The organism is Cryobacterium sp. PAMC25264 (assembly GCF_019443325.1).
Lineage (GTDB): Bacteria > Actinomycetota > Actinomycetes > Actinomycetales > Microbacteriaceae > Cryobacterium.
The window spans coordinates 656,930-676,962 of sequence record NZ_CP080383.1 but is presented as its reverse complement, the minus strand read 5'-3'; the positions used below and the strand labels follow the sequence as shown (position 1 = coordinate 676,962).

Genomic DNA, 20,033 nt, shown 5'->3' with positions numbered 1-20,033 from the left:
CCCGTTCTCAGCGGTGCACCGCCGTCGGGACCTTAGTACGGATGCCGACGATTATGAAGACCAGGGCGGCGATGAACTGGGCGGACACCCAGCCCTGGCCGTGCAGCTCGATGATCACGATCGGGTTCCACAGCACCGCGATGGGCACCAGACCGATGAGCCACCACCAGGACTTGGCTTGGATGACGAAGACGCAGATGATGAGCGCCAGGATGCTGACGACGTAGCGGATGATGACAAAACTGTCGACATCGAGCAGGGCGAGTCCGGCCAGGAGGGCAATGGCGCCGAGCAGCCCGGGTGCCAGGGCCGACCGGGTGAAGGTAGGTTCTGCCGGAGTGCCCATCAGACGCCCCCTCCCCCGCCACCGCCACCGCCGCCACCGACGGAACCGCCCCCGCCGGCGCCGGAACTGGACGAACTCGAGGCGCTGCCCGACCAGGCCGACGACGTGGACGAGGCGAACGCGGTCACACCCGTCGCGAAGTAGGCGGCGTTGAACGGAGCCGTGCCGACGTACCAGTCCGGCTGTTCCCGCGTCCCGTCGTAATAGTCGCCGAGGACCTTCGACCACTGCTTTTCTTCGCCCGTGAGCACCGCGTAGGGCAACAGCCGTTCGTAAAGCTTGAGCACCTGCACGGGCTCGGTCGTAACCGCACCGGCACCATCCGGTCGGTATGGCGTGCGCAGCGCGCCCACAGGGCTTTGCAGCACCCGGAGCCGGTCTGCTTCAGCCAGCGAGATATACACTGTGACGCCCTTCAGGTAGTCGCGGAGTTCCGCGCCGCTCGCGGTGAGCGGTCGCACGTCGCCGATTACGGCAAGCGTAACAATCGTGGCGGCCAGCCCGCCGACCAGTAACAAGAACGGCCACGCGCCGGCGACCTCGGTGGCGAAGGTGATGATGCTCGCCACGACGGCCACAACACCGGCGACGATCGCCAGGGCGATGAGCCAGCGGCGGGCGGCCCCACCCTTCTTCTCCCGGAGACCATCGGTGAGCATCCGTTTGCGTGCCGTTCGCCGCACCTTCTGCAGGGCGGTGCCCAGCGTGGTGCTTTTTTTCTTCAGGTCGCGTACAGACCCGATCTTGCGGTTCGACGGGAACAAGGCGTCGAGCACCGTGCGCTCGGTGGCGTCGAGACCCTCCCGGCTGCGCAGCTCGAGCAGGTAGTGGTTCTTGCCGTCACCCTCGAGCACCCGCAGGTTGCCGCGCACGGCGAACTGCAGGAACTGGGCGGTCATGGCCTTGCCTGAAGCGCGGGCGCCGAGGACGTCCCCGGACTGCAGCAGGTTCGCCCCGGCAGGCGGCAGGTACTCGGCGATGATGGTGGGCCGGCCGGGCTGGTTGCGCCACCGGGTCGAGCGCAGGAGCACCGCGATCCCCGCGGTGATGAGCGCGACCAGGGCGGCGAGGAGGGCCACCGTGGGAAAGGCGTTCGCCGTGAAAGAGTCGTCGCGGGGAACGAAGGTTGCCGCCTCGAACCCCACGGCCACGGTGAGTCCCTCATGCACGGCCAGGTCACGCGCCTCCGCGTCGACGACCCACCCGTCGCCCGCGGCGACGCTGTCGAGGGCATCGCACTCGGTGCCGGATGCCGATCCGCCCTGGTAGCAGGCCGCCTGACCGGTGAGGTGAGGCACCAGGTCCGGCGCCACGTGCACTGTGGCCGAGACCGCCCCGAACGGCTGGGCCCAGCCGGTGCCGTTGACCTCCCAGTAGAACTCTTGGTCGGCGGTGTCATCGGGAGAGAGGGTGACGTAGGTCTGGTGATAGTTGATCACGTAGGTCTGCTCGCCGTGCACGAAGTCGTCGGCAGCGATGGTGACGCTGACGAATTCGGCCCCGGTGTCGTCGGAGATGGTCTCCGTGGCGGTGTCGCGCTGCTGGCCGGTCTCGTCGGTAATGCTGTCGATGGTCAGTCCGGTGGGCTGGCCCTGATAGTGGGTGGGGATCTCCCGCCGGATGCCGCGGTTCTGGTCGGTGTCGGGGAACCGGGCAACGAAAGTCTCGGTAGTGGCCAGGGTGGAGTGGCCGGCGGCGTCGCGGCCGAGCTGGTAGTCGGCGTGCATCGAGACGAAGCTGAAGTCCTCGACGCCAGTCGGCCACAACTGCGCGGCGGGTAGCACCGAAACGGGGCCGGCGGTGCTCTGAGCCGCGGCAGCGCCAGAGGAGTCAGCGGCGGCTGCGGTGATGCCGGTCAGTCCGGTCAGCCCCACGGCTCCAGTGAGAGCGGTCGCGGCGAGAACAATGCTGAGAAGGCGACGTGCAGGTCTGCGCATGCCTTCATGCTAGCCACCGGCCGGGGTGACACGCGCCCCTGACGCCGAGGAGGAGAAGTGCCGATCAGGCGGGCTGCGCTTTGATGGGCAGGGTGGCCGGATGCTCGAGTATGTCGATGAGCACCGGCCGGAGGTCAGCGAGCCACACGACGTATCCGGCTTCGGTGAGATGGAGGCTGTCGGTGGACCCTTCGGCGCTCAGCATCGCACCCCTGTCCGCGGTCCGCGCCCACTTCGCCGCTCGAGCCCGTCGAGCCCTCCGTCACCCTGTCTGCGGTACCCGTCCATCGCGCTGGTCGAGCCTGTCGAGACCCCGTGTCGGCTGTCAACGTCAGTGTCGGTCGGGTGTTTTGCTGGGCATGTCGAGGAGGGTTTGTCCGGGGTCGATGGTGGCGGGTGGGCGGAGCCAGTAGCGGCCCTGGTTTTCGAAGATTTGCCAGCCTTGGTTGTGCAGGAGGCGGTGGTGCGGGTTGCAGAGCAGGATGCCGTGGCGGATGTCGGTGGTGCCGTGGTCGCGGAGCCAGTGGTCGATGTGGTGGGTTTCGGTGAAGGCGGGTGGTTTGTCGCAGTCGCCCCAGCGGCAGCCGCCGTCGCGGGCGGCGAGGGCGATGCGTTGGGCGGGGGTGAAGAGGCGCTCGTCTCGGCCGAGGTTGAGGGGTTGGTTGTCGGTGGTGAAGGTGATGGGCAGGGTGCCGCTGTCGCAGATGAGCCGGTCGAGGGTGGGTTGGGACAGGGGTGCGGGGTTGCCCTCAGGTAGCCGTGCGCGGTGAGGTCTGGGGCGGCGCGAGGATCTCGTCCAGATCCCGCAGGAGGAGAAGTCCCGACCCCGGCGGGATCACCCGGTCAGGCCGGGCCGGGCCGTCGACGTGGGACGTCGGGCCCGGCGGGATAAGCGGGTCGGGCCGCGCTGGGCCGTTGAGGTGGGGTGCCGGGGTCGGTGATGGTGCGGTAGAGAAGGTCCACGTGGGTGTTGAGGTGCCGGAGGGGGTATCCGTCCCGGTGAAGGCTGAACTCCCCGCGGGGGCAGTGGTTCCGCTGTCGGAAGGGGTGCCGGTGCGGCCGGGGTTCTCGGTGGCGGCAGGATTCGCGGTGCTGGCGGGGTTCCCGGTAGTGGCAGGAGTGCCGGTGCCGGGGGTAGGCGGCGTCGGGGTGGGTGCCGTGCCGGGGGTGGTCTGGTGGGTGATGATGCGGATAGAGGGTTGGCGGCCGCCGAGGATGCGGTGGGGGTTGATCTCGGTGCCGGCTTTGAGGAGAGCGAGGAAACTGTCCGCGGCGATCTGTTCGGTGCTGCGCGGGTCATCGCGCACACTCTGGGCCCACTTCGCGCGGGCCGGGTCAACGAAGCGCACCCCGCCGCGGCGGGGACTGGTGAGGCTGTCGTAGGTGGAGAGGATGAACGCGCCCTGCTCGGGCGGGAACACCCCGTGCAGGTGCACCTGGCCGGACGGGTTCGTCCACACGCGCAAGGAGCGATCGTCCCACGCTTTGTGTTCTCGCACGATGATGCCCGCCGCGTCGAGGGAGTCCCGGGTGCGGCGGGCCCGCTTGAGCAACTGGTCCACGTTCAGGGTGCGGGCATCCTGGAGCAACTCGTCCACGGCGGTCGCGAGCACCGGCCCCGTCACGACGGTGTCGATGTCACCAAGCCCGGTCCGGATCGCGTGCGCGGCAGCCACGGACAGCGCCGCAGGTCACGGCCTCGGAGATCTTGTGGTGCCACGGCAACAACGCCGAATCAATCACCGCGCCACCCACGCCGCTGACCCCATCGATCCCGCCCACCCCATCCCGGCCATCAACGCCGTCGAGGCCGGTGAGTTCCGTGTCGCCGCCTGAGCCGTCCGCGACATCAGCACCATCCGTGTTGTCGAGCCCGTCACAGAGCCGGCGGGCGGCCTCGTCTTCGGCGGCAGCCTGCGCGGCGGCGGCGGCTTCGTTGTCGGCGAGCATCCGGCCCACGTCCACCAACCGGCGCGCTTCGGCCTTGGTCGACCCGGTCAGCTTCTGGATCAAACCATCCGGATCCACATACCCCTGCTGCCGCGCCAACCCGGACTGACCCAACTCCGGCCGAGACCGGTGCGCGATGGTCTTCGCCACCCACACCTGCCGGGTGCCCACCGTCTCCACAAGCCGCGCAATATCGCGCTGGCACGCGAGAGCACCCGCATCGGACAGGGCGTCGTAATCGGCACTACACGAACCCCAACGGGCGACCGCGGCGACCACATCGGCCAACGATCCCGCCGGGCCCGCCGGGCGACCTCGGCCAGAACCGGCACCACAGAAACCGCCGGCACAGAAACCGCCGGCACAGAAACCGCCGGCACAGAAACCGCCGGCACCACAGCGCGTTCCGCCACCCCAACCCGCGCCGGCGGCACCGTGACGGACCCCGGACGGGCCGGCTCCGGAACGGTATCGGGGGCGAAGATTGCTGCGAGGCTGGACATGCAGTGAGAGTAGCCCGATCTCGCAGCTTTGTGTGCCCCAAAAACAAGGTTGTGGAGAACTTTTTTGGTCCCGAACCTACCCATTCAGCCCGAGATCGGAATCACATATTTCGGCGCGCGCGTACCGCGAAATTGTGCACCGGGACGCTGCTCACAATGCCAGGAATAGAGGGGTATGGCCCCCACCGCAGAGCGGGTCACCGGATCCGACGAACCCGAGCATCGAGATTGTGCACCGGCAGCCAGCCGGGCCTGCTGGCGCGTGGAACGCCCCCTCCGCCGGACGGCAACCCCGATCAGATCGGCTGCTAGGTCAGGGCGGCGGCCTCGGCGGTCTCCGGGCTTTCCGGCGGGGTGCCGGCGGCGGAATCCGTGACACCGGAGTCGGCCACGGCGGTCTCCGCATGCACGGTTGCGGCCTCGGACTCGGCTGCTTCCGTGATGCGGTTGGCCATGCCAGTGAAGATCACACCGTGGAAGGGCAGGATCGAGAACCAGTAGAGCCGGCCGCCCAAGCCGCGCGGGAAGAACACGGCGCGCTGCCGGTAGATCGAGCCGCCGTCAGCCGTGGGCTCTGCCCGCATCTCCAGCCAGGCACGTCCGGGAACCAGCATCTCCGCCCGCAGGCGCAGGAAGCTGCCCCGGTCGATGCGTTCCACGCGCCAGAAGTCGAGCACGTCACCGGTCTGCAAACGGTCGGGGTGACGCCGGCCACGTCGCAGCCCCACTCCCCCGACAAGCTTGTCCATCCAGCCGCGCACGGCCCAGGCCAGCGGAAAGGAATACCATCCGTTGTCGCCGCCGATACTCTCGATGACGCGCCACAGGTCGGCCGGCTTGGCCGACGTCTTCTTTTCCTTGAGGTCGGTGTAAACGAGATGGCCGGCCCAATCGGGGTCGCTGGGCAGCGGGTTGCTCGACGCGCCCTCGGTAGCCGCGTTCTGCCAGCTGGTCTCCACGTCGCCGTCGCGCATGCGTCCCAGCGCCAGGCGAACGGCCCGGCGATACGTGGTGAGGCCGCCGGCGGGCGGCGGGATCACCGCATCGATGTCGTGCTCGTGCATCACGCAGTCGTACTGAAGCGAGGCGATGATGGGAATAGCCAGGCTCCTGGGGATGGGGGTGACCAGGTTGACCCACTGCGAGGCCAGCCACGGCGTGAGCACCGGGAGCGCGGCGATGGGACGCTGGTGCAGGCCGGCCTCGAGGGCGTAGCCGTTCATCATCTGGCCGTAGCGCAGCACGTCGGGCCCACCGATGTCGAAGGTGCGGTTCACATCGGCGGGCACGTCGGCCGCCGCGAGCAGGTAGTACAGCACATCGCGCACGGCTATCGGCTGGATGAAGTTGCGCACCCATTTGGGCGCGGGCATGTACGGGAGCACATCGGTGAGATGCCGGATCATCTCGAAGGAGGTGGAACCGGACCCGATCACCACGCCAGCCTGGAACGCCACGGTCGGCACGCCGGAGGCCAGCAGGATACGGCCGACCTCCGCGCGGGATCGCAGGTGCGGCGACAAGGTATCGGTGTCCGGGTGCAGTCCGCCGAGGTACACGATGCGGGAGACCCCTGCCGCGGCCGCGGCCGTGGCGACGTTCCGGGCGGCCTCACGCTCGGTCTGTTCGAAGTCGCCCTTGGCTCCCATCGAGTGCACGAGGTAGTACAACACATCGATGCCCGTGCTCGCCTTGGCCAGCGACTCCGGGTTGCCCAGGTCGCCCTCGACAATGTCGACGTCTTTGGCCCACGGCACATCGGTGAGCTTCTGCGGGGAGCGCACCAGGACCCTTACGTCTGCCCCTGCCTCGAGGAGCCGGGGAACCAGCCGGCCACCGATGTATCCGGTGGCACCGGTAACGAGGACTCGCCGCGGAGAAGTTGTTCGCTCTGTCATTGCGTCAGCCTAGGCGCAGAGTCTGGATTGCGCCTGCGGAAAGCGCCGTCACCGCGTCGATCACGATTGTGTGTGCGCCGGCCCCGTGTGCGGGGCCTCCTGCGCCTGTGGATGAATCCCGCGTCTCCTGCCGCCCCCGGGAGACAATCGCCGGATGATTCTTCGACTCGACCCGCGGTATCCGCTCGTCTGGCGCACCCCGGACACCATCCAGCTGGGCATAGACCGGCCGCTGGCGATCGTGCCCGGGGTCACGGCGCCGCTGGAGGGTGTCATCGCTGCGCTCCGCGGCGGCGTGCCCCGGTCCGGCGCGCTGATGCTCGGGCGGCAGGCCGGCGCAACGGATGAGGCGACCTCCGCCCTGCTAAGCGCCCTGGGTCCCGCCTTGGTGAGCGGTACTGCGGAGGTCGTGACCGGAGCGAACAACACACCGGCGGATGCCGGCGCCGTGCCAGACGGTTCGACGGGCACGGGCGCTCCAGCGGATGACTCCCCGCCGGGCACAGCCGATCGAGGGCCCGACGACGCTACCCGGTACGACCCCCGACCCGGCACCGCTTCCGGCGGCACGACCGCGGATCGGGCCCTGGCCGGCCACCGCCCGGTTGTGTGCGTCGACGGCGCCGGCGCCACGGCCGATCGCATCCGCAGTCTGCTGGGCGAGCTGAGCATCACGGTGGTGACGACCGAGGTCCTCGCCGCCACCGGTGCGGCTTCGCCCCCGCCGCTGCCCGACCTGGCGGTGATCGTCGACCACTTCGTATTGGCTCCCGAGCGGCACGGCCGCTGGCTGCGGCGGGACGTTCCGCACCTGCCGGTGCTGTTCAGCGACGCCGAGGTGCGTGTTGGACCGCTTGTGGAGCCGGGCGCCGGCCCCTGCCTGACCTGCCTGGAGCTGGACCGGGTCGATGAGGATCCGGCCTGGCCCGCCATCGCCTGCCAGCTGCTCTATCGCACGGCGTCCACCGAGACGCCGCGGCTCGGCATCGAGGCCGCCGCCACGGTGGCCGGTATCGTGCACGAGCGTCTGTTCGCCGCCTCGAACGAGTTCGCCGCCGCGTCGTTGGCGATCGACGCGATCAGCCTGTCGGTCAGGCGCCGCGCGCACCGGCCGCACGTGCGGTGCGGATGCCGATTTCTGCCAGAAAACGTGATCGTTCTCGCGGGGAACGCTGCTGGCTTCCGGCCGCGGACCAACTGAGCGACAGCCGCTTGCGCGCTCGGGTGACGCCCACGTACAGCAGGCGGCGTTCCTCATCGACCTGCTCGAACGTGCCCGCGTAGCTGATCGGCACGAGCCCCTCGCTCAGCCCCACAACGAAGACCGCGTTCCACTCCAGGCCCTTGGCGGAGTGCAGGGTCGCCAGGGTCACGGCCGCGACGGTGGGTTCGTGCTGCCCGGCCTGGCGTTCCATGAGTTCGTCGGTGAACTGGCGGAACGAGGTGCCGGGAGCCGCCTGGTCGACGAGCCCCATGATCGCGTTCAGCGCCTCCCACCGGTCCCGCACGGCACCACGGGTCTCCGGCGCCGTCTGGCTCCAGCCCAGACCGCGCAGCACGTCACTGACCGATTTGAACAGGGGCTCGCCCATGATCGAGACGGATGCCGCGCGCAGCGACATCACCGCCTGCTTCACCTCTGGCAGGTCGAAGAACCGCTTCGATCCGCGGATCTGGTAGCTCACGCCCACATCGCCCAGCGCCGTCTCGAGCAGCGCGGCCTGCACATTGACCCGGTACAGCACGGCGATGTTCTCGGGGGCGGTGCCGGCGGCCACCAGTTCGGCGATGCTCTGCGCCACACCCCTGGCCTCGGCCATGTCATTGGGGTACTCACGCACCGCGGGCTCAACCCCGGTCTCGGCGACGGCGGCGTGCAGGGACAGCGCTCCGGGCCGGCCGCGCATGAGCTGGTTGGCGGTGGCGACGATGGCCGCTGTAGACCGGTAGTTCTGCTCGAGGCGCACCACGGTGGCATCCTCGTAGTGCTTGGGGAAGTCGAGCAGGTAGTCGCTGCGGGCGCCCGCGAACGAGTAGATGGTCTGGCTGGCATCGCCGACGACACAGAGGTCGCGCCGGTCGCCGAGCCAGAGCTTGAGCAGGTCGTACTGAAGCGGCGACACGTCCTGGAACTCGTCGACGACGAAGAAGCGGTACTGCTCTCGCACCTGCAAGGCCACCGACGGTTCGGCCTCGATCATGCCGGCCATGGCCAGCAGCACGTCCTCGAAGTCGATCTGCTTGCGGTCGTCCTTGAGCCGCTCGTAGCCTGCCTGCATGTCCAGGGCCTGGTCGATGTCCAGCCGGCCCGGCAGCGCCCGTCCGGCCGTGGCGTACTGCTCCAGGCTCAGCCCGGAGGTCTTGCGCCACTCGATCTCGCCGGCCAGGTCACGCAGGGTGGCGGTGTCCAGCTTGAGCTTGAGCACCTCGGCCACGTGGCCGAGCAACCGGCCCTTTCCCTCGAGGATGCGTGGCGCCTGCCCGCCCACGACGTGCGGCCAGAAATAGTTGAGTTGCGAGAGCGCTGCCGCGTGGAAGGTGCGCGCGGCGACACCGCCGGCGCCGAGTTGCCGCAGCCGGCCGCGCAGCTCCGCCGCGGAGCGGGCGGTGAAGGTGAGCGCCATCACCCGGGTGGGTGAATAGGCGCCGCTCATCACGCCGTAGGCGATGCGGTGCGTGATGGCGCGGGTCTTGCCGGTTCCGGCACCGGCGAGCATGCAGACCGGGCCGATCAGGGCCTCAGCCGCGATGCGCTGCTGCTCGTCGAGCCCGGTGAGCAGAGACTCGGCGGTAGGGGTCAACGGGTCAGACACCCGGGGACACCGTGGCCGGCCGGGCCAGCCAGTCGTCGATCAGGGCGCGAGCGATCGACGACGCACCGGGCAGCATGATCCCGTTCTCGCTGTCGGAGAGCTCCGCCCGGCTGAACCAGCGCAGGTCGAGGATCTCGGTGCCATCCGGCACGAGCCCCGAGGAGTGCTGGCCGTCGGCCAGCCGGGCCGTGAAGCCCACCATGATCGACGCAGGGAAGGGCCACGGCTGCGAGCCGTGATAGACCGGGTCCGCCACGCGCAGGCCCGATTCCTCGAAGACCTCGCGCACCACGGCGGACTCGAACGACTCGCCGGGTTCGACGAAGCCGGCCAGCAGCGAGTACCGGTTGGCCTCCCACATGGCGTTGGAGCCGAGCAGCACGCGGTCCTGGTCGTCGGTGATGAGGACGATCACGGCCGCGTCGGTGCGCGGGAACACCTGGCTGCCGTCGACCGGGCAGTGCCGCACCCAGCCGCCGGTGGTGACCTCGGTGGCGGCGCCGCAGCGCGGGCAGTGCGGGTGCGACTCGTGCCAGTGCAGGATGCCGAGGGACTCGGTGAAGATGCCGGTGTCCCGGTCGGAGAGCAGGGTGGCGTAGTCGCGCAGGCCCACCCAGCGGCTCTCGTCTGGCTCGAGTGCCGCGGCCTGCTCGTCGTCGAGCGGCACGGCGATGATCGGGGTGCCCACCGGTTCGGCGGCGTCGGGGTCGAGCGAGCGACCCAGATAGACCTGCAGACCGGATGCATCGGGCCCGGTCGCCAGCTCGGCCGGCGCCAGCAGCAGCACACGCGGCGCGGCGTTCTCGAGCTGAATGCCGAGAGGCTCGGCGAGCAGCGCTTTGCCGTGCCAGAGGGGCAGCAGCCGGGTGCCGGCATCCGCCCACAGGGTCTCGAACAGGTCGGTGCGGGCGCGGGCATCGTTGTCGCGATCGACGGCGTGCCGGGAAAGCGGCAGCCTGGCCGTAAACCTGAACGACATTCATGGCCCCTCAAAGCTCGGGCAACTCGTGCCGAAGTGGACTGCAGGCGTGGCGAATAGCGCCGCAGGGAGGAACTCGACCTAACCTAGAAGGCATGGCCAGATCCCATCTCACTCTAGCCGCGTTGGCCACCAATGCAGTTCCGGAGCTCGACGTCGCCCACGCCCGAAACCACAGTCTCGGCGCGAACGGATTGTTCGACTCCGCGCTGCTGATCACCCGCGACGGCACTGAGCTGATCATCCGGGTGCCTACGTCGCAAGCGGCGGAAACCGAGCAGTCGGCAGACCTCGTGGCGCTGCGCGCGCTCACGACGGGCAACCGCAGCCGGCTACCGTTCGACGTGCCGGTCTTCGTGGGCCAGGCGCCCTTCGAGGGCACCAGGGCCGTGGTCTACGAACGGCTGCCCGGCGCGTCCTACGACGCCGACGCGCTCACCGGGCACGAGGGGGTCTCCGGCTCGATCGGTCGCGCCATCGCGGCCATCCACGGCCTGCCCACGGCTTTCATCGGCGATGCCGGACTTGTGCAGCAGAGCGCGCTGGACTGCCGCACCGCCACGATCGACTTGATCGACCGCGCATCGAACACCGGAAAGCTGCCGGCGGCCCTGCTGCGCCGCTGGGAGCTCGCCACCGACGACGACTCGCTCTGGCAGTTCGCCCCCACCGTGATCCACGGCTCGCTCACCGCCGAGTCGTTCCTGATCAGCGACGACGCCGTGTGCGGCGTGCTCGGCTGGTCGGCGCTGTGCGTGGGCGACCCGGCCCGCGACCTCAACTGGCTGCTCGCCGCCCGCGGCGACGCCGCCGAGACGGCCATCGCCACGTACACCGCCACCCGGCAGGGCAACGACCCGCTGATCGCCCAGCGGGCGATGCTCTACGCCGAGCTCGAGCTGGCCCGGTGGCTGCTGCACGGCGTCGACATCCACAACGACGCCATCATCGACGACGCCGTGTCGATGCTCGACGGTCTGGTCGACAACGTGCACAGCCACACCATGCAGTCGCTGTCGCCGGAGACCGGCCCGATCCTCAGCGTGTCCGACGTGGAGTCGATGCTCGAGGCCACCCCGCGCACGCCGAGTACCGGGTCCGTCGGGCGCAACAGCGACGACAGCTCCGAGTACGGCACCAGCGACTTCGCCGAGACCGGGTCGTTCTCCCGGGTCACGAGCTTCGACGGCACGGGCTTCGGTGCCGCCGGTTCAGACACCGACTACACCGACGACGCCACCGGCCCGATCTCCACGGCGGCGGATGCGCCGGCGACCGACGACCAGGCCCGCACCAGGTCTTCCTCGGAGTAGAGCCGCTCAGGGGCGACGATCATGTCATCGGCGACGAAGTAGAACACCGCGTCGACGATGGCCGGGTCGATACCCTTCCAGGTGGCGTAAGCCAACCGGTACAGCGCCAGCTGGGTCTGCTTGAGTTCGAGGTCGGCGGCATCCTTGGGTGCCTTGCCGGTCTTCCAGTCCACCACCTGGTAACCGGTCTCGGTCTTGTACACCGCGTCGAGCTTGCAGATGAAGACCTGGTCCCCCAGCACGTGGTGGATCTCGATCTCCACCTCCTCCGGTGCCAGGTTCGCCCAGGGCGAGCGTTCGAAGGTCGCCTTGAACCGCTCCAGCTGATCCAGCTCGACGGGCATGCCCGTGTCTGAACCGGCCGTGAACTCCTCATCGCCCTCGAAATCGAGGTCGAGCTCGTCCAGACTCGCGTCGAGGAGATCCCCGGACGACCCGCCGGCGGAGCGCTGCTCGACCCAGGAGTGGAACAGGGTACCCAGCCGGGTAGCTCGGTAGGGCCGCTCGGGCATCGGGCGCCGGAGCCGGGCCAGAACGGCCGCCGGGTCGTCGACGTAGTCCTTGAACCGGGAGGCCGGAATACGGGTGGGCACGTCGAGTGCGACGGGGCCGGCCAGGCGCAGCGCGCGCTCCTCGAGCAGCAGCGTCACTTCCCGCGACCAGGGTGTGTCCGGCTCGTCCAGGTCCCTGACGTCGTCGCCGACACCGTCCCCGATGTCGCCGCCCTGGGCGCGCACGAGCGCGGCGGCGGCCTCGACGACCGGGCGCCGGGTGCCGAGCGGATCGAACGGCCAGACCTCGCTGGTGTCCTCGTCGGTCAGGGGCTTCTCGTCGTGCTCGCTGCCCTCCGGCAACTCGGGGATCAGCCCGGCCTCGGCCAGTTCGAGCAGGTACCGGCTGGGCTTGCGCACGGTGGTGCCGCCACCCCAGAACGCCCCGGTGAGCAGCAACTGCTGCTGGGACCTGGTGGTGGCCACGTAGATCAGCCGCCGCTCCTCGGCGTCGTGCCGATCGGCGAGTTCCTGTTTGTAGAGCTCGAAGTCGATGTCGAACGATAGCTGCGTCTCGTGGCCCAGCCGGCGCAACTCCGGCAGCTCGGCCCGGTCTCCCCGACAGGGATAGGGCAGCTCGCCGAACCGCAGCCAGCCCGACACCTCCCGGCTCGGCGCGGGCAGGTTCTTCTCGGTCATCCCCGGGATGGCCACGAAGTCCCACTCGAGGCCCTTGGACCCGTGGATGGTGAGCAGCTGCACGGTGCCGGGTTCGGCCGCCTCGCCGCGGGGGCCGAGGTCGTCCTGTCTTTCGGCCCGGGCCAGCCAACGCAGGAAGCTGGCCAGGGTGCCTTGCTCGTCGCTGTCGAGGAACGCCGACACGGCGTCGTGGAAGGCGTAGAGGTTGGCCAGGGCGCGGCCGTGGCTCTCGTTGGCGACCAGTTCGAGGTCGAGCAGGGTCTCCTGCTCGATCAGGCGCACGAAGTCGAGCAGGCCCAGGCCCGCGCGGCTGCGCAGCCAGGCCAGTTGCCGGCCGGCCTGGCGGAGTCGCTGGCGTCCCTCGTCGCTGAACGCGGCCAGCTGGCCGTGGGTCTCCGGCACGCTGGCGACGAAGTCGAGGGCGTCCACGAGCGAGCGGCTTTCTTCGGTGGCGACGGATGCGCGCAGCTTGGCCTTGAGCTCGTCCGACACGGCCTTCTGTGCCCAGTCGTGCGTGGCGAGCCAACCGGCCACGCCCGACAAGGCCTGCAGGTCGCGCACCCCGATGCGCCACCGGCCGCCCGTGAGCAGCCGGATCAGGTCGCTGCCGGCGGACGGGTCGTGCACCACCCGGAGCACGGCGAGCACATCGGCCACCTCCGGCGTGGAGAGCAGGCCGCCCAGGCCCAGCACGTGCGCGGGCACGCCGTGTTCCCGCAGTACCTCGGCGTAGAACTCCATGTCGCGCCGGGCGCGGAAAAGCATCGCTCCCGAGCGGGGCTCGGCGTCGGGGTCGGCGGGCGAGGTCTCGCTGCCCAGCCGCGCGGCGAACCAGCGGGCAATGGCGGCGGCCTCGTCGGCGATGGTCTCGTGCATCGCGGCCTTGACCCGGCCGGCGGCCTTGCCGGCGGGGACCTTGAGGGTCTCCACCTGGATGCCGTTGGGCCGGGCGCGCAGCTGGGCGCTGAGCGGCGCGACGAGCGCGTTTGCGGCGTCGAGCACGGTCACCGGGTTGCGCCAGGTGTACGAGAGCGACATCGAGGGTGCCTCGGTGTTGGCCAGCTCGGCGAAGTCGGTGGAGAAGCCGAGCAGGTTGGCCGAACTGGCGCCGCGCCATCCGTAGATGGACTGGTGCGGGTCGCCGACGGCCATCACCGGGTGGTGCGCGAAGAGGGTGCGCAGAAGCTCGGTCTGCAGCACCGAGGTGTCCTGGTATTCGTCGAGCAGCACGATGCGATACTGCTCGCGGTAGCGGGCCACCACGGCCGGCACCTTGCGGCAGACCTGTAAAGCCAACGCCACCTGGTCGGAGAATTCGATCAGGCCTTGGCGGCGCTTCTCGGCGCCGTAGGCATCCGCGAGTTCGGCCAGCACGGGCAGCGGGGCCACGGCGGCGATGGCCTCGAGCACCGAGTCGTACGGCTTCTTCTTGCGCGGGTTGCCGTAGGGCAGGTCGGCGAGGTAGCCGAAGCTGTTCGCCAGGCGGGCCAGGTCGTGCGGTTCGGGCTCCTCGCCGGGCACGAACGGTGGCGGGTTCTCGGCCAGCGCCCGGCTGAGCGAGAGCACGGCATCCGTCACGGCGTCGACGCCCTTGCCATATCTCACGAGCCGGCCGTCGCCGTGGGCCACGACCACCCGGCGGGCGAGCAGCCAGGCGCTGGTCTCGCTGAGCAGCACCGACTCGGGTTCGCGGCCGAGCAGCAGCGCGTTGTCGGTGAACAGCCGGCTGGCGAAAGAGTTGTAGGTGGACACGGCCGGCGCGTTGAACAGGTCGGCCGAGTCGGGCCCGGCGGCCAGGCCGGTGACGGGGTCCGCCGTGCCGTCGCCGGTGGGCATCAGCCCGGCCTCGCTGAGCTGACGGATGCGTCCGTTGATGCGTTCGGCGAGCTCGCCGGCGGCCTTGCGGGTGAAGGTGAGGCCGAGGATCTGGTCGGGCCGGGCATGGCCGTTGGCCAGCAGCCAGAGCACCCGGTTGGCCATGGTCTCGGTCTTGCCGCTTCCGGCCCCGGCCACCACGAGGGTGGGGCGAAGCGGCGCCTCGATCACGGCCTGCTGTTCGCTGGTGGGCGGGAACATGCCCAGCGCCTCGGCGATGTCGAGGGCGGAGACCGCCCGGCGTGACGTGGAGTCGATGCTGCTCATGAGCTGACCTGCTTGATGACGTGGATACGGCACGAGCCGTACGAGCGGGGATCGAGACAGTGGTCGGCGATCTCGGCCACGAAGGTGGCGCCGCCCATCCCGGCGGCGTCGTCGGTGACCCGGGTGCTGAAGGCCGCGAGTTCGTCGGGCGTGAAGGCCGGCTGGGTGGGGTTGCGGTAGTTCTGCTTCTGGGTTCCGGAGGACACGATCACCAGGCGTGCTCCGGCGAGCTCCATGCCCGGTTCCAGGCCGTCGATGACGCCGGCCGCGAAGGCCAGCTGGTACGCGCCGAGCTGCGGGTGTTCGGCGACGCCGGTGTCGCTGGTCGGGTCGCCCTTGCCGGTCTTGAGGTCCACGATGACGGCACGGCCGTCCGGCAGCCGTTCCACCCGGTCGATGGTGCCGGAAAGCACGGCGCCGTCCAGGTCCAGCTGGAATCGGCCCTCGGCGCTCAGCAGCCGGGTGCCGTCGCGGGCCCCGTCGCCGAGGTAGGCGGCGAGGCGGTCGGTGAGCTCGCGGGCCTGGGTCTTCTGCACCCTGGACTGCCAGTCGGCGTCGAAGACGAGCTCACCCCAGCGGGCCTCCACGCCGGCCCAGAGGGCATCCGCGGTGATCAGGGCCGGATCCGGCGCGCCGGCCGGGTCGGTGGCGTCTTCCATGACCTTGTGGATGATGGTGCCGAGGTTGGCCGCGGTGCTCGAGTCGCCGCCGCCGATCTGGCCGATCAGCCAGTGCAACGGGCAGGTCTCGAACGCGGACATGCGCGACGGTGAGACCCGCACCGGGCCGTCGCCGGCCTCCGGATCGTTGAGCGGGCGCTCGGTGCTGGCCTGGCGCAGTCCGTACCATTCCTCGGGTGAGGCGCCGGGCACCTTCTCGCGGGCGAGGCGAGCGAGCGTGGCCGCGGCATCCGTGGCCCGGGCCGGCAGCACGGCGGGCAGCGCGCCAACCGGGTCGGCCGCCGGCGAGAGGCGGGGTCGGAGCGTTTGGGTGAGGTCGCGGCGCAGGCGACCGACCAGGCCGCGCAGCGACAGCGGGTACCGGGTGAGCGGTGCGGGGTCCGGTTCGGGCAGCAGCCTGAGGAACGCCGACGGCTGGTTCTCGTCGTTGTCGACGGCCATCACGAGCAGTTCGGTGGTGCTGCGGGAGGCGGCCTGGGCGAACATGCGCAGCTCGTCATGCAGCACGCCGGTGCGGGCACCGGCCGGGTCGGGCTGCTCCCCCGCGGCGAGCAGGGCGAGGTCGCCGGCGCCGAGCAGCGAGCCGCGGATGCGCAGGTCGGGCCAGACGTTCTCCTGCACGCCGGCGAGCACCACGACGTCGTAGTCCCGGCCGATGGTGCCGCTGGGGGTGGAGACGAGCACCGACTCCGCCGTCGCCCGCGGCGCGAGGGTGTCTTCGGGCACGTCGGTGTCGACGAGGTGCTCCACAAAGAGCACGGGCGGGGCGGCGGGGGTGCGCTCGACGAAGCGCTGCGCGGCGGAGAACAGGGCCACGACCGCGTCGAGGTTGTGATTGGCCTCGTCGGCGTCGATGCCGGTACCGGTGGACTGCTCCGCCCAGGCGGGGGCGAGCCCGCTGCGCTGCCAGAGCCCCCAGAGGAGCTCTTCGATGGTGGCGCCGGCCGCGAACGCCGTGCGGGTCTGCCGCAGGTTCTTGGCGCAGGAGGCGGCCCGCCTGGCGGTGCGGTTGTCGATGCTCTCCAGCAGCTCCGGGTTGGTGAAGACCTCCACCAGGAGTTGGTCGGCGGTGCGCGCCGAACCGGGACTGCGGGCCGGGTCGGGATGCCCAGCAGGCTCGCCAGGCTCCAGGTGGCTCAGTTCCGCTTCGGTCAGCTCCGGCTCGCTCAGCTCCTGTTGGCGCAGCGCGGCGCGCAGCCGCCGCAGGGTGATCGGGTCGAGGCCCCCGAGCGGGCCGCGCAGCAGGTCGACGGCGGCGTCGGCGTCGAGCGGGCGGCGCCCCAAGGTCACATCGAGGGCCAGGATGAATGCGCGCACGGCCGGTTCGTCGCGGAGCGCCGCCTGGGAGGCGGCCACCTGGGTGGGCACCTCGAGCGCGGCCAGCCCCTTGGACAGGGCGGGCACCAGTGCGCCGGTGCGCACGATCACGGCCATCCGCCCCCACGGCACCCCGTCGAGCACGTGCCGTTCGCGCAGCCGGCGGGCGATCACGGCGAGCTGGTCGGCCGGGCTCGCGGTGACGACGGTCTGCACCATCCCGGCGGCGTCGGACCCTGCTGCGGTGGTGTCCGGCCCTGCGGTCTCGTCCGTTCCGGCGGCTGCGGCACCGATGGCGGTGCCGGCGGCACGCTGGGTTCCGGCGGCGGCGGCGCCGATCCGGCCGGTGAACTCGCGGATCACCGCGCGCAGCTCGGGGCCGTGCCGGTGCACGGTTTCGAGGGTGAGCGTGGTCACGTCGGCCAGGCCCAGGTAGTGGGCGAGGCGGCCGAGGGCATCCGGGTGGGCGCCGCGAAACGACCCGGTGCTGAGGTCGGGATCGCCGAACGCGACGACGGTGACGCCGCGGGCGGCGAACTGGGCCAGCAGCGCCAGCGTGGACTGGGTGGCCTCCTGGGCGTCGTCGAGCACGATCAGCCGGAGATCGGCGAGCGGACCGAGTGGGTTGCCTGCACTCACCGCGCTTGCCGCCGCGGAGCGCACGGCTCCGTTCCGCGGGAGGGTCCGCGGGGCGGCCTGCACGATGGCCGCGGCGAACTGCACGAGCTCGGTGGAGTCGAATTGGCCGGGGCGGCTCTGGTCCTTGACCTCCTGGTAGCCCGTGATGAACTGGGCCGCAGCGGCCCACTCCGGTCGTTCGGTGTCGGCGGCCAGCCGGCTCAGCCGTTCGGGCGTGACACCGTATTCCACGGCGCGCATCATCAGGTCTCGAAGCTCGGTGCGGAATCCGCGCAGGCCCCTGACCTCGGCGTCGAGCGGGCTGGGCCAGGCCGGCCCGGTGCCCTCCAGGATGTCGCCCTGCAGGATCTCGGCGATGATCTGGTCCTGCTCGCCACCGGTGAGCAGAGTCGGGCTGGTGCGTCCGGCCGCCACCTCGGCGTCCCGCACGATCTGGAAGGCCACCGAGTTCGCGGTGCGGGCCAACGGACCGTTCGTGGGCACCCGCAGGCGCAGGGCCAACCGGTCCCGCAGCGCTGTGGCGCCGGTGCGGGTGGGCACGAGAACCAGCACCTCGCTCGGGCTGATGCCCAGGCGGAGCACGCGGTCTGCGACGAATTCCACGAGGGTGCGGGTCTTGCCGGAGCCGGGCGCGCCGATCACGGCGGCCGAGCGGCCAGCTGGCAACTCCAGCACGGCCTGTTGGGAGGCATCCAGGCCCACCGGCTGCCGGTCAGCGGTGGCGTCGCCCGCCCGCACCGGGGCGGCTGGCTCTACTTCGGTCACCGGGTTCATCACGGTCCAACGGTAACGGGTTGCGCCGACAGTGAACGTGGCGGGCCGACCGGCGGGCATGTCGTAATCTGAGCGGGTAGGCAACCGAAAGGCGCATCCGTGGACATCCGCATTGGTATCTTCAACTCCCCCCGGGAGATCAGTTTCGAGACGACTCAGCCGGCCAACGAGGTCGAAGAGACCGTCGCAGCCGCCCTCGCCGGGCAGACCGGCTACCTCAAGCTCAGCGACAAGAAGGGGCGCCTGTACATCGTCCCCACCATCGGACTGGCCTATGTCGAGCTGGGCTCCGAGGAGTCCCGCCGCGTCGGCTTCGTGGCGTAACCTTCCATGGAACTCCTCTTCGTCGCCCTCGGCGGCGCGATCCTGGGCCTGGCCGCCCGGTATGCGCTTCCGCGCCGCCACACGCACGGTTCAGTGCTCGTGCCGGCCGTGGGCACGGGCGTCGCCAGCCTGGTCTGGGTCGCACTGACCTGGCTCGGTTGGGCCTGGGACGGTGGCTGGATCTGGTGGGTGTCGTTCGCGGCCGCGGCCGTGGCATCCGTCGTGGTCGATGTGGTCATCGGTCGTCGCCGCGAGGCCGCCGACCTGGAGGTCCTGCACAGTATCAGCGAGACCGGACTGCCGGCCTAGACCGACCGGCAGCCAGACGTACACGAAACGCCCCCATCGGCCCGATGGGGGCGTTTCTGTGCGTGTGGCGCCGGTCCGGCCGAGACGCTAGGCGGTGAGGCCCAGGCCGTCCATACGGCGGGTGTGCGCGGCGATCAGTTCGGTGAAGACCGGTTCGATGCGGGAATCCTGGCTGACGGCCATGGCGGACCTGGCCACGAGCAGGGTGTCCCCCACCAGCCGCCGCCCCCACATGGCTAGGCGGGATTCCAGCGCGGGCTGCGCGGTGATGGCCGCGGACAACTCGTGCACGAGAACGTCGGCGCCGCCGTGCTCACCGAGCAGGTGGGCGATCCGCGGTCCCACGTCACCGGGAAGCGCGTCGGAGAGCCGGATGAAGAAATCGTCGAGCAGGCCGCCCGTGAGGTAGCAGCTGAGCAGCAGCTCAGGCCAGTCCTCGCCGCCCGTGGCCGTGCGGAAGCTGTCGAGCGCGGGAACGAACGGTCCCATCACGGTGGCCGGTTCGCCGTCCCGGCGACGGATCTCCTCGATCAGGCCGTGATGCTTCGACAGCGCGCGCCCGGCGGCCAGGCTGAGGCCTTCCTTCGCGGCGAGGCTGGGCGCGGTGATCACGGCCGTGGACAGGCTCTCGAACATGCCCAGTTCGAAATACGCGGCCTGGCCGAGATAGGTGAGCAGGTCGGGTACCAGTTCGGTGATGTCGACCTTCGTCGTGGCGCGGCGTTCAGCCCTGACCGACAGTCGGGGCGTCTCTGCCCGTTTGGGACGTTCACCTAACCACGAGATCACGCGCCCAGCTTACTCGGCGGCCCGGCCGGGCTGCGGATAACAGTGCGGATCCGGTGTGGCCACCGGCTGTGCCCAGGTCGCACCTATAGTCTGGTGTCATTCACCGGCGTCGGATCGGTGGACTTTGCGC

Annotated in this window: 16 protein-coding genes; 5 read left to right on the top strand and 11 right to left on the bottom strand. The window is 70.3% G+C overall.

Annotated elements, in window-relative coordinates; all coding sequences use genetic code 11:
* Positions 1-7 precede the first annotated feature (7 nt).
* From KY500_RS03090 to KY500_RS03080, 3 genes are all read right to left on the bottom strand, one after another.
* A complete protein-coding gene (locus KY500_RS03090) occupies positions 8-346 on the bottom strand; it encodes a DUF6804 family protein (RefSeq protein WP_255579764.1) in 339 nt (112 codons plus the stop codon).
* The gene (locus KY500_RS03085) at positions 346-2,283 is read right to left on the bottom strand and encodes a DUF2207 domain-containing protein (RefSeq protein WP_219902293.1); all 1,938 of its coding nucleotides are present in this window, start codon (positions 2,281-2,283) and stop codon (positions 346-348) included. The genes KY500_RS03090 and KY500_RS03085 overlap by 1 nt, the downstream gene beginning before the upstream one ends.
* 64 nt (positions 2,284-2,347) lie before the next feature.
* A complete protein-coding gene (locus KY500_RS03080; RefSeq protein ID WP_219902292.1) occupies positions 2,348-2,488 on the bottom strand; it encodes a hypothetical protein in 141 nt (46 codons plus the stop codon).
* 237 nt (positions 2,489-2,725) lie between these two features.
* On the opposite strand from KY500_RS03080, the gene KY500_RS03075 reads away from it, so the two are divergent.
* The gene (locus KY500_RS03075) at positions 2,726-3,040 is read left to right on the top strand and encodes a hypothetical protein (RefSeq protein WP_219902291.1); all 315 of its coding nucleotides are present in this window, start codon (positions 2,726-2,728) and stop codon (positions 3,038-3,040) included.
* Here KY500_RS03075 and KY500_RS19610 read toward each other — a convergent pair.
* From KY500_RS19610 to KY500_RS03060, 3 genes are all read right to left on the bottom strand, one after another.
* Positions 3,033-3,959 carry a DUF222 domain-containing protein gene (locus KY500_RS19610; protein WP_219902290.1) on the bottom strand — a complete coding sequence of 309 codons (927 nt, stop codon included), beginning with the start codon at positions 3,957-3,959 and terminating at the stop codon, positions 3,033-3,035. The two genes, KY500_RS03075 and KY500_RS19610, sit on opposite strands and share 8 nt — an antisense overlap.
* The gene (locus KY500_RS03065; RefSeq protein WP_219902289.1) at positions 3,922-4,521 is read right to left on the bottom strand and encodes a hypothetical protein; all 600 of its coding nucleotides are present in this window, start codon (positions 4,519-4,521) and stop codon (positions 3,922-3,924) included. The genes KY500_RS19610 and KY500_RS03065 overlap by 38 nt, the downstream gene beginning before the upstream one ends.
* Before the next feature lie 523 nt (positions 4,522-5,044).
* Positions 5,045-6,634: an SDR family oxidoreductase gene (locus KY500_RS03060; RefSeq protein ID WP_219902288.1), complete on the bottom strand. Its 1,590-nt coding sequence runs from the start codon at positions 6,632-6,634 to the stop codon at positions 5,045-5,047.
* A gap of 154 nt (positions 6,635-6,788) precedes the next feature.
* On the opposite strand from KY500_RS03060, the gene KY500_RS03055 reads away from it, so the two are divergent.
* Positions 6,789-7,835 carry a hypothetical protein gene (locus tag KY500_RS03055; protein ID WP_219902287.1) on the top strand — a complete coding sequence of 349 codons (1,047 nt, stop codon included), beginning with the start codon at positions 6,789-6,791 and terminating at the stop codon, positions 7,833-7,835.
* On the opposite strand, the gene KY500_RS03050 is transcribed toward KY500_RS03055, so the two are convergent.
* Both KY500_RS03050 and nudC read right to left on the bottom strand, forming a co-directional pair.
* Positions 7,726-9,447, bottom strand: coding sequence for an ATP-dependent helicase (locus tag KY500_RS03050; protein ID WP_255579763.1), 1,722 nt, complete (start codon positions 9,445-9,447; stop codon positions 7,726-7,728). The two genes, KY500_RS03055 and KY500_RS03050, sit on opposite strands and share 110 nt — an antisense overlap.
* Positions 9,440-10,426 (bottom strand): NAD(+) diphosphatase, encoded by a 987-nt coding sequence (gene nudC, locus KY500_RS03045; RefSeq protein WP_219902286.1) that lies wholly within the window; start codon positions 10,424-10,426, stop codon positions 9,440-9,442. Before nudC ends, KY500_RS03050 begins: the two co-directional genes overlap by 8 nt.
* 95 nt (positions 10,427-10,521) lie before the next feature.
* Between nudC and KY500_RS03040 the strand changes: the two genes are divergently transcribed.
* Positions 10,522-11,739: a phosphotransferase gene (locus KY500_RS03040; protein WP_219902285.1), complete on the top strand. Its 1,218-nt coding sequence runs from the start codon at positions 10,522-10,524 to the stop codon at positions 11,737-11,739.
* Here KY500_RS03040 and KY500_RS03035 read toward each other — a convergent pair.
* Both KY500_RS03035 and KY500_RS03030 read right to left on the bottom strand, forming a co-directional pair.
* The gene (locus KY500_RS03035; RefSeq protein ID WP_219902284.1) at positions 11,649-15,071 is read right to left on the bottom strand and encodes an ATP-dependent DNA helicase; all 3,423 of its coding nucleotides are present in this window, start codon (positions 15,069-15,071) and stop codon (positions 11,649-11,651) included. The genes KY500_RS03040 and KY500_RS03035 overlap by 91 nt on opposite strands.
* Positions 15,068-18,481: a UrvD/REP family ATP-dependent DNA helicase gene (locus tag KY500_RS03030; RefSeq protein WP_219903258.1), complete on the bottom strand. Its 3,414-nt coding sequence runs from the start codon at positions 18,479-18,481 to the stop codon at positions 15,068-15,070. The genes KY500_RS03035 and KY500_RS03030 overlap by 4 nt, the downstream gene beginning before the upstream one ends.
* 99 nt (positions 18,482-18,580) lie before the next feature.
* Between KY500_RS03030 and KY500_RS03025 the strand changes: the two genes are divergently transcribed.
* Complete coding sequence (locus KY500_RS03025) at positions 18,581-18,805, top strand: DUF3107 domain-containing protein (RefSeq protein WP_219902283.1); 225 nt, start codon at positions 18,581-18,583, stop codon at positions 18,803-18,805.
* 6 nt (positions 18,806-18,811) lie between these two features.
* Entirely contained in the window at positions 18,812-19,114 is a 303-nt protein-coding gene (locus KY500_RS03020) for a hypothetical protein (protein ID WP_219902282.1), read from the top strand.
* 87 nt (positions 19,115-19,201) lie between these two features.
* Here the strand turns inward: KY500_RS03020 and KY500_RS03015 are convergent, their stop codons facing one another.
* The gene (locus KY500_RS03015) at positions 19,202-19,903 is read right to left on the bottom strand and encodes a ferritin-like fold-containing protein (RefSeq protein ID WP_219902281.1); all 702 of its coding nucleotides are present in this window, start codon (positions 19,901-19,903) and stop codon (positions 19,202-19,204) included.
* Positions 19,904-20,033 lie beyond the last annotated feature (130 nt).